The organism is Rhizobacter sp. (assembly GCF_031412075.1).
Lineage (GTDB): Bacteria > Pseudomonadota > Gammaproteobacteria > Burkholderiales > Burkholderiaceae_C > Rhizobacter.
Genome location: NZ_JANOCG010000534.1, coordinates 1 through 6,815 on the forward strand (window position 1 = coordinate 1; position 6,815 = coordinate 6,815).

The following is a 6,815-nucleotide window of genomic DNA, read 5'->3' on the forward strand; positions in this document are numbered from 1 at the left end:
GGTGACGCTCAGTCGCACCAGCAAGACAGCTTCTCCGACGGCTTGTTGGACTGCCCGCACTTCAGCCGCCCCGAGGTGCTGAACACCGGCGAGGGTGAGGCGGCCGTGCCATCGGTGCTGTTGTCGGGTCACCACGCAGACATCGCACGTTGGCGACGGGAACAATCCCTTGCGCTGACCGCCAAACGCCGCCCCGACCTGATCGAGGCGCTGCGGGCCCGTGGTGGCTTGAGCAAGGCCGACGAGAAGTACCTGCTCTCTCTCGGGCTATAATCGCAGGCTTTTCGATCCTCTGCCCCGGAGCGGCCACGTCCACGGACTCGGCCCACCACAATCAACACCCGCGCTGGCACGATCACAAGGAGAAAGCCCCGTGAACCTGATCCAAACCCTCGAGCAAGAAGAAATTGTTCGCCTCAACAAGACCATCCCGCCGTTCGCCCCTGGTGACACGGTGATCGTCAGCGTCAACGTGGTCGAAGGCACGCGCAAGCGCGTCCAGGCTTACGAAGGTGTTGTGATTGCCAAGCGCAACCGTGGCCTCAACTCCAGCTTCATCGTCCGCAAGATTTCCAGCGGCGAAGGTGTCGAGCGTACGTTCCAGCTGTACAGCCCGCTGATCTCCAACATCGAAGTCAAGCGCCGCGGCGATGTGCGCCGCGCCAAGTTGTATTACCTGCGTGACCGTTCGGGCAAGTCGGCTCGAATCAAAGAGAAGCTGGCCTGACCTCACCGTCAGCCAAGCGCTCCAGAAAGCCGCCTCACGAGGCGGCTTTTTCGTTTCCAATGTCTTTATGGCCCTGAGCTTCGATCCCCAAGAGTTGCCCGTTTCTGCCGTAGACCATCACCTGCCTGCCGTGGGTTCGGATGCATTGCAGGTCGATGCTTTGCGCCGCCGCTTCAAGCTGCCACCCGTGTGGGCGCCCGAGATTGCCGTCGAGCGACAGTTCTCTGAACGCCGCGCGACCCATGCGTCGGTGCTGGTGCCGCTGGTGCAACGCAGCGAAGGGCTCACCGTGTTGCTCACGCAGCGCACCGATCACCTCACCGACCACCCTGGCCAAGTCAGCTTTCCCGGAGGCCGCGCCGAGCCCGAAGATGCCGATGCCGTGGCCACGGCCCTGCGTGAAGCGGAAGAAGAGATCGGCTTGGCCTCGAGCTACGTCGACGTCATCGGCCAGATGCCCACCTACACCACGGGCACGGGTTTCATCGTCACGCCGGTGGTCGCTGCGGTGCGGCCCGAGTTCAGCTTGCGCCTCGATCCATTCGAAGTGGCCGAGGCCTTCGAGGTGCCGCTCGCCTTCTTGATGAACCCGGCCCACCACCGCTGGCACAGCATCGAAGTCGCCGGCGTGCAGCGCGAGTTCCTCTCCATGCCGTGGATGGGCGTGGACGCCGCGGGCCTGCCGCGTCGCTACTTCGTCTGGGGCGCGACGGCGGCCATGCTGCGCAACCTCTATCGTTTCCTGTCTGCTTGAAAACCCGCGTTTATCATCGCGGCACATGAGTTTTTTCGCCGTCTTGTTCGCGCTGCTGGTCGAGCAGCTCAAGCCCCTGCCTCGCAGCAACTTCGTCCACGATGCCCTGACGGGCTGGATGCGCTGGACCGGTCGCAACTTCGACGCTGGCAAGGATCACCACGCCTGGGTGGTGTGGGGCGTCACGGCACTGGTGCCGGCGTTGTTGTCATGGGGCATCTACCTCGCCATCGGGCACTTCAACCTGTTGGCGGCGCTCGCATGGAACGTGGCCGTGCTCTACGTGACCATGGGCTTTCGCCAGTTCAGCCACTATTTCACCGACATCCGCGACGCCCTCCAGCGCGGCGACGAAGCCACCGCGCGCACGCTGCTCGCCGAATGGCGCCACCTGGACGCCAGCGAGCTGCCGCGCACCGAGTTGCTGCGCCACGTGGTCGAACACTCGCTGCTGGCTGCGCACCGCCATGTGTTTGGCGTGTTTTTCTGGTTCGTGGTGCTGTCGACCTTGGGCTTCGGCCCGGCCGGCGCGGTGCTGTACCGCATGGCAGAGTTCGCCAGCCGCTACTGGGCTTTCAAGAGCCGCATCGTGGGTGTGCCGAGCAACCAGAGTCTGCTGGCGCTGTCGCAACGCCTGTTCAGCCTGATCGATCACCTGCCGGCCCGGCTCACGGCGTTTGGCTTTGCGGTGGTGGGCAACTTCGAGGAGGCTGTGACCTGCTGGCGGCGTGATGCAAGCCTCTGGAAACATGCCAACGAGGGCATCATCCTGGCGGCCGCGGCGGGTGCGGTGGGGGTTCAACTGGGCGGCAGCGCCGCGCCGGGTGTGACGCCGGATCGCTCCAAGACGTTCGACAGCGGCATGGCCGACGAAGCCGTCGTCGCCGATGGATCCACCCCGGGCGCCTTGCCCCAGCTGGATCACCTTCGCAGCATCGTGGGCCTGGTGTGGCGCTCGGTGGTGTTGTGGATGCTGCTGCTGGCCCTGCTGTCACTGGCCAATTTGATTGGCTAGTGTCGAGACTGCGACAGCTCGCTGAAGATCTCGGTATAGATGCGATAGCGCGGCTCCGTGATCTCGCCACGCTCCAGCGCCGCACGCACTCCGCAGCCGGGCTCGTGCAGGTGGGTGCAGTTGTAAAACTTGCAGAGCTTCGAAGCGTCGTCCAGGTCCGGCATCAGTCGTGGCAGCTCTTGCGCGCTGATCTGTCGCAGGCCGAACTCCTGAAAGCCCGGTGAGTCGATCAGCCCCGTGGTGCGGGCTGCGTCCAGCCAGTACCACTGTGTCGAGGTGGTGGTGTGCTTGCCCGAGTTCAGCGCTTGCGAGATCTCCCCCACCTGCGCCTTGGCATTGGGAGCCAGCAAATTGATCAGCGTGCTCTTGCCCGTGCCGCTGGGGCCAAGCACGAGCGTGGATTTGCCGGCGAGCAGCGAATTGAGCTGCAGGCGCGCCTCTTCGGGCCGCGCTTTCAGCGCCACCTCCTGCACGTCGTAACCCATTGCGGTGTAAGGCTTCAGGCGATCCCGCGCTGCCGTGATCTGCGGCAGGTCGGCCTTGTTGAGCAGGATGCGTGCGGCGATGCCGGCACTTTCGGCGGCCATCAATGCGCGGGCCAGTTGGGACTCGCTGAACACCGGCTCGCTGGCCACCATCACCAGGATCTGGTCGAGGTTGGCGGCGAACGACTTGGTCTTCCATTCGTCCTGGCGAAACAGCAGGTTGCGCCGCGGCTCCACATGCTCGATCACACCTTCGTCGCCGGTCGGTTGCCAGCGCACGCGGTCGCCCACCACACAGTCGCTTTTCTTGCCACGCGGGTGGCAGATGATGCGTTTGCCTTCGGGGCTTTCGACGATGTAGTGGCGGCCGTAGCCCGCCACCACGAGGCCCAGGTCGAGCTCAGCCGACAAAGGCCACCAGCGCGTCGGCCTTGGCCGCGCAAATGAAATCGTTCACCGAGATGCCGCCGACCGAGTGCGTGTTGAAACGCACTACGCAGCGGTTGTAGCTCACCGCCAGGTCGGGGTGGTGGTCTTCGGTGTGAGCCACCCAGGCCAGCGCGTTCACGAAGGCCATGGTCTCGTGGTAGTTCTTGAACGAGAAGGTTTTCTCGATGGCGCCGTTGTCCAGATGCCAGCCACTCACCTGGGCCAGGTGGTCGCGCACCACAGATTCGATCATTGGGGCGCCTGAGAGCGCGTGACATTTTTGGTGCAACAAGTTGGTCATGCTCGGCTCGTTCGCAGTTGAATGGCGCTCAGGCGCTCAAGTGCCGCCGGGTGCGAATAGTAGAAGCGCACGTACAGCGGGTCGGGGGTCAGCGTGGCGGCGTTGTCTTCGTGCAGCTTGAGCAGGGCAGCGGCCAGGTCCTGGCCATTGGACTGCTCGCACGCATAGGCGTCGGCCTGGAACTCGTGCTTGCGCGACAACTGCGCAAACAGCGGCGAGATGAAAAAGCCGAACACCGGCACCACCATCAGGAACAGCAACAAGGCCACGGCGTCATTGGGTGCTGCCAGCGAAGGCTGCACGCCGAGTGAGGTGTAGAACCAGGCCTGACCCGACAGCCAGCCCAGCAACGCAAAACCCGCCAGGCTCATGGCAAACATCGAGACGATGCGTTTGGTCACGTGCTTGTGCTTGAAGTGGCCCAGCTCATGCGCGAGCACGGCCTCCACTTCACCGGGTGTGAGCTTCGACAGCAGCGTGTCGAAGAACACCACCCGCTTGGCCGCGCCCATGCCGGTGAAGTAGGCGTTGGCGTGGGCCGAGCGTTTGCTGCCGTCCATCACGAACAAGCCCTTGGCCTGGAAACCGCAGCGCGCCATCAGCGTTTGCACGCGGGCCTTCAGCGACTCGTCGGCGAGTGGCGCGAACTTGTTGAACATCGGCGCGATGACGGTCGGGTAGAGCACCAGGATGGCGAGGTTGAACACCATCCAGGCGCCCCAGGCCCACAGCCACCACAAGGAGCCGGTGGCGCCCATGATCCAGAGAATCAGCGCCGCGATGGGCAAGCCGATCAGCGCGCCGACGAACAGGCCCTTGAGCATGTCGGCCGCGTACAGCTTCCAGGTCATGCGGTTGAAGCCGAATTGCTGCTCGATGCGAAAGGTGCTGTACAGCTCGAAGGGCAGGTCGAGCAGGCCGCCGATCAGTGTGAAGGTGGCCAGCAGCGCCAGCTGATACGCCATGCCGCCGAAACGTGGCTCGACGGCGTCGCGCACGGCCACGTTCAAAGAATCCAGGCCTCCCAGCAGCGTCCAGCCGAGCAGCACGGCGTAGCCAAAGGCGGTGGTCAGCAGCCCGAAGCGGCCCTTGGCCAGGGTGTAGTCGGCGGCCTTCTGGTGGGCTGCAAGGGTGATGGTTTGCGCAAACGCAGCCGGTACCTCATTTCGATGGGCTGCCACGTGACGCATCTGCCGTGTGGCGAGCCAGAATTTGACGAGAAGCGAGGCCATCAAGGCGGCCGCAAACAGCAGGGTGAGCACAGAACTTTGCATAGGGCACAAGTGTAGGCTGCGAGAATGCCCCCAAGGAGAACCCACACATGACCGACAGCACCGCCACGCTCGCCAGCAGCGACCAGAACCTGGTCTGGATCGACCTGGAGATGACCGGCCTCTACCCCGACTCCGACCGCATCATCGAGATCGCCGTGGTGGTGACCGACGCCAATCTGACCCAGCGCGTCGAAGGGCCTGTGTTTGCGGTGCATCAAAGCGATGCCGCACTCGATGCCATGGACGCGTGGAACAAGGGCACCCACGGCAAGAGCGGGCTGATCGATCGGGTGAAGGCCTCGACCTTCGACGAAGCCTCAGCCGAGTCGCAGGTGATCGAATTCCTCAAGCAGTACGTGCCCAAAAAGACCTCGCCCATGTGCGGCAACAGCATCTGCCAGGACAGGCGCTTCCTCGCCAACTACATGCCCAAGCTGGAAGAGTTCTTCCACTACCGCAACCTCGACGTGAGCACCCTCAAGGAGCTGGCCAAGCGCTGGAAGCCCGAGATCCTGACGGGCTTCAAGAAGGCGCAGGCGCACACGGCGTTGGCCGACATCCATGAGTCGATCGATGAACTCGCGTACTACCGTGAGCATTTCCTGATCAAGTGAAACAAAAGCTTTCGGGAAAACCCGAAAGTCCGCTAGAATCGCATGCTTCGCTGAGATAGCACTTGGGATAGCCCAAATATCGCAGCGGTTCGTTCATCCCCTCTGACCTCATCGAGTCTTCCCGCAGCTACCCAGTTGCGCGGCCTGTTCGAAACCCTCTGGTGTTTTGCCAAGGGAACGGTTGGCGGCGATGCCGTCGCTTTGACTGTTCCTTTGCACCCGCCCACCGGCGCCAAGCTGCCGGTGTGGGTTCGGACCTTCTCCCCAGCGACTGATCTGCAGGCTAGTTTGGCCTGTGGTGTCTTTGCGTGCCACACAGAGCGCGCAGGCACCGACATGTGAAGAAAGAAAACGATGAGTTTCGAAACCCTGGGCCTCCAAGAAGCCCTCCTCCGCGCCGTGACCGATTCGGGTTACACCACCGCTACCGCAGTACAAGCACAGGCCATTCCGCCCGCGCTCGAATTCAAAGACCTGATGGTCTCGGCCAGCACCGGCAGTGGCAAGACTGCGGCGTTCGTGCTGCCTGCATTGCAACGCATCCTCGCCGCCCGTGGCGACAACACCAAGCGCCGCGAAAAGGGCGTGGTCTACGGCCCGCGCATCCTGGTGCTGGCTCCCACACGTGAACTCGCGATGCAGGTCGACAAGGCTGCCACCGTGTACGGCCGCCATGTGCAAGGCCTGCGCGTCACCACCGTCGTCGGCGGCGTGCCTTATGGCGCCCAGCTGAAGGCGCTGCGCGGCCCGCTCGACATCCTGATTGCGACCCCTGGCCGCCTGATGGACCACATGCAATCGGGCAAGGCGATTCTCGAAAACGTCGAGATGCTGGTGCTCGACGAAGCCGACCGCATGCTCGACATGGGCTTCATCGACGACATCCGCCACATCGTCGACAACCTGCCGCAAGACCACCAGACGGTGATGTTCAGTGCCACCTTCGGCGGCCATGTTGGCCGCTTGGCGCAAGACCTGCTGCGCGATCCGCTGCGCATTGACGTGGCTTCGCAGACCGACACCCACGAAAACATCGAACAGCGCCTGCACTGGGCCGACAACAAGCATCACAAGGATGCCTTGCTCGACCACATCCTGACTGGCAAGGAAATGGAACAGGCCGTTGTGTTCACCAGCACCCAGCGTGACGCCGACTGGCTGGCCGACCGCCTGGCCGACATGGGCCATGCCGTGGCGTCGCTGCACGGCGGCATGC

8 protein-coding genes and 1 pseudogene are annotated in these 6,815 nt (G+C 63.5%); 6 read left to right on the forward strand and 3 right to left on the reverse strand.

All coding sequences use genetic code 11. The features are described from left to right. The 4 genes and pseudogenes from RMO40_RS19920 to RMO40_RS19935 form a co-directional block, all read left to right on the forward strand. Positions 1-273 (forward strand): annotated as a pseudogene (locus RMO40_RS19920) (tRNA (guanosine(37)-N1)-methyltransferase TrmD); the annotation flags it as partial. A gap of 100 nt (positions 274-373) precedes the next feature. Then, complete coding sequence (rplS, locus tag RMO40_RS19925) at positions 374-727, forward strand: 50S ribosomal protein L19 (protein ID WP_309725090.1); 354 nt, start codon at positions 374-376, stop codon at positions 725-727. A gap of 67 nt (positions 728-794) precedes the next feature. Next, positions 795-1,481 carry a CoA pyrophosphatase gene (locus RMO40_RS19930; RefSeq protein WP_309725092.1) on the forward strand — a complete coding sequence of 229 codons (687 nt, stop codon included), beginning with the start codon at positions 795-797 and terminating at the stop codon, positions 1,479-1,481. A gap of 25 nt (positions 1,482-1,506) precedes the next feature. Continuing rightward, the gene (locus RMO40_RS19935) at positions 1,507-2,496 is read left to right on the forward strand and encodes a CobD/CbiB family protein (RefSeq protein ID WP_309725094.1); all 990 of its coding nucleotides are present in this window, start codon (positions 1,507-1,509) and stop codon (positions 2,494-2,496) included. On the opposite strand, the gene rsgA is transcribed toward RMO40_RS19935, so the two are convergent. From rsgA to RMO40_RS19950, 3 genes are read right to left on the reverse strand one after another with little or no spacing between them, the layout of a single operon-like run. Beyond that, positions 2,493-3,392, reverse strand: a complete 900-nt coding sequence (rsgA, locus tag RMO40_RS19940) for a ribosome small subunit-dependent GTPase A (RefSeq protein ID WP_309725096.1) — start codon at positions 3,390-3,392, stop codon at positions 2,493-2,495. The genes RMO40_RS19935 and rsgA overlap by 4 nt on opposite strands. Next, on the reverse strand, positions 3,382-3,663 hold the full coding sequence (locus tag RMO40_RS19945; protein ID WP_309725098.1) for a 4a-hydroxytetrahydrobiopterin dehydratase: 282 nt from the start codon (positions 3,661-3,663) through the stop codon (positions 3,382-3,384). Before RMO40_RS19945 ends, rsgA begins: the two co-directional genes overlap by 11 nt. Positions 3,664-3,707: 44 nt before the next feature. Beyond that, positions 3,708-4,985, reverse strand: a complete 1,278-nt coding sequence (locus RMO40_RS19950) for a M48 family metalloprotease (protein ID WP_309725100.1) — start codon at positions 4,983-4,985, stop codon at positions 3,708-3,710. Positions 4,986-5,032: 47 nt separating this feature from the next. On the opposite strand from RMO40_RS19950, the gene orn reads away from it, so the two are divergent. Continuing rightward, positions 5,033-5,599 carry an oligoribonuclease gene (orn, locus tag RMO40_RS19955; protein ID WP_309725102.1) on the forward strand — a complete coding sequence of 189 codons (567 nt, stop codon included), beginning with the start codon at positions 5,033-5,035 and terminating at the stop codon, positions 5,597-5,599. 354 nt (positions 5,600-5,953) lie between these two features. Next, on the forward strand, positions 5,954-6,815 hold an 862-nt coding region (locus RMO40_RS19960; protein ID WP_309725104.1), incomplete at its 3' end, for a DEAD/DEAH box helicase.

Bases quoted from the DNA above. Each gene is read 5' to 3' on its own strand.
- RMO40_RS19950 (WP_309725100.1), bottom strand. From the start codon at position 4,985: ATGCAAAGTTCTGTGCTCACCCTGCTGTTTGCGGCCGCCTTGATGGCC.
- orn (WP_309725102.1), top strand. From the start codon at position 5,033: ATGACCGACAGCACCGCCACGCTCGCCAGCAGCGACCAGAACCTGGTC.
- RMO40_RS19935 (WP_309725094.1), top strand. From the start codon at position 1,507: ATGAGTTTTTTCGCCGTCTTGTTCGCGCTGCTGGTCGAGCAGCTCAAG.
- RMO40_RS19945 (WP_309725098.1), bottom strand. From the start codon at position 3,663: ATGATCGAATCTGTGGTGCGCGACCACCTGGCCCAGGTGAGTGGCTGG.
- RMO40_RS19930 (WP_309725092.1), top strand. From the start codon at position 795: ATGGCCCTGAGCTTCGATCCCCAAGAGTTGCCCGTTTCTGCCGTAGAC.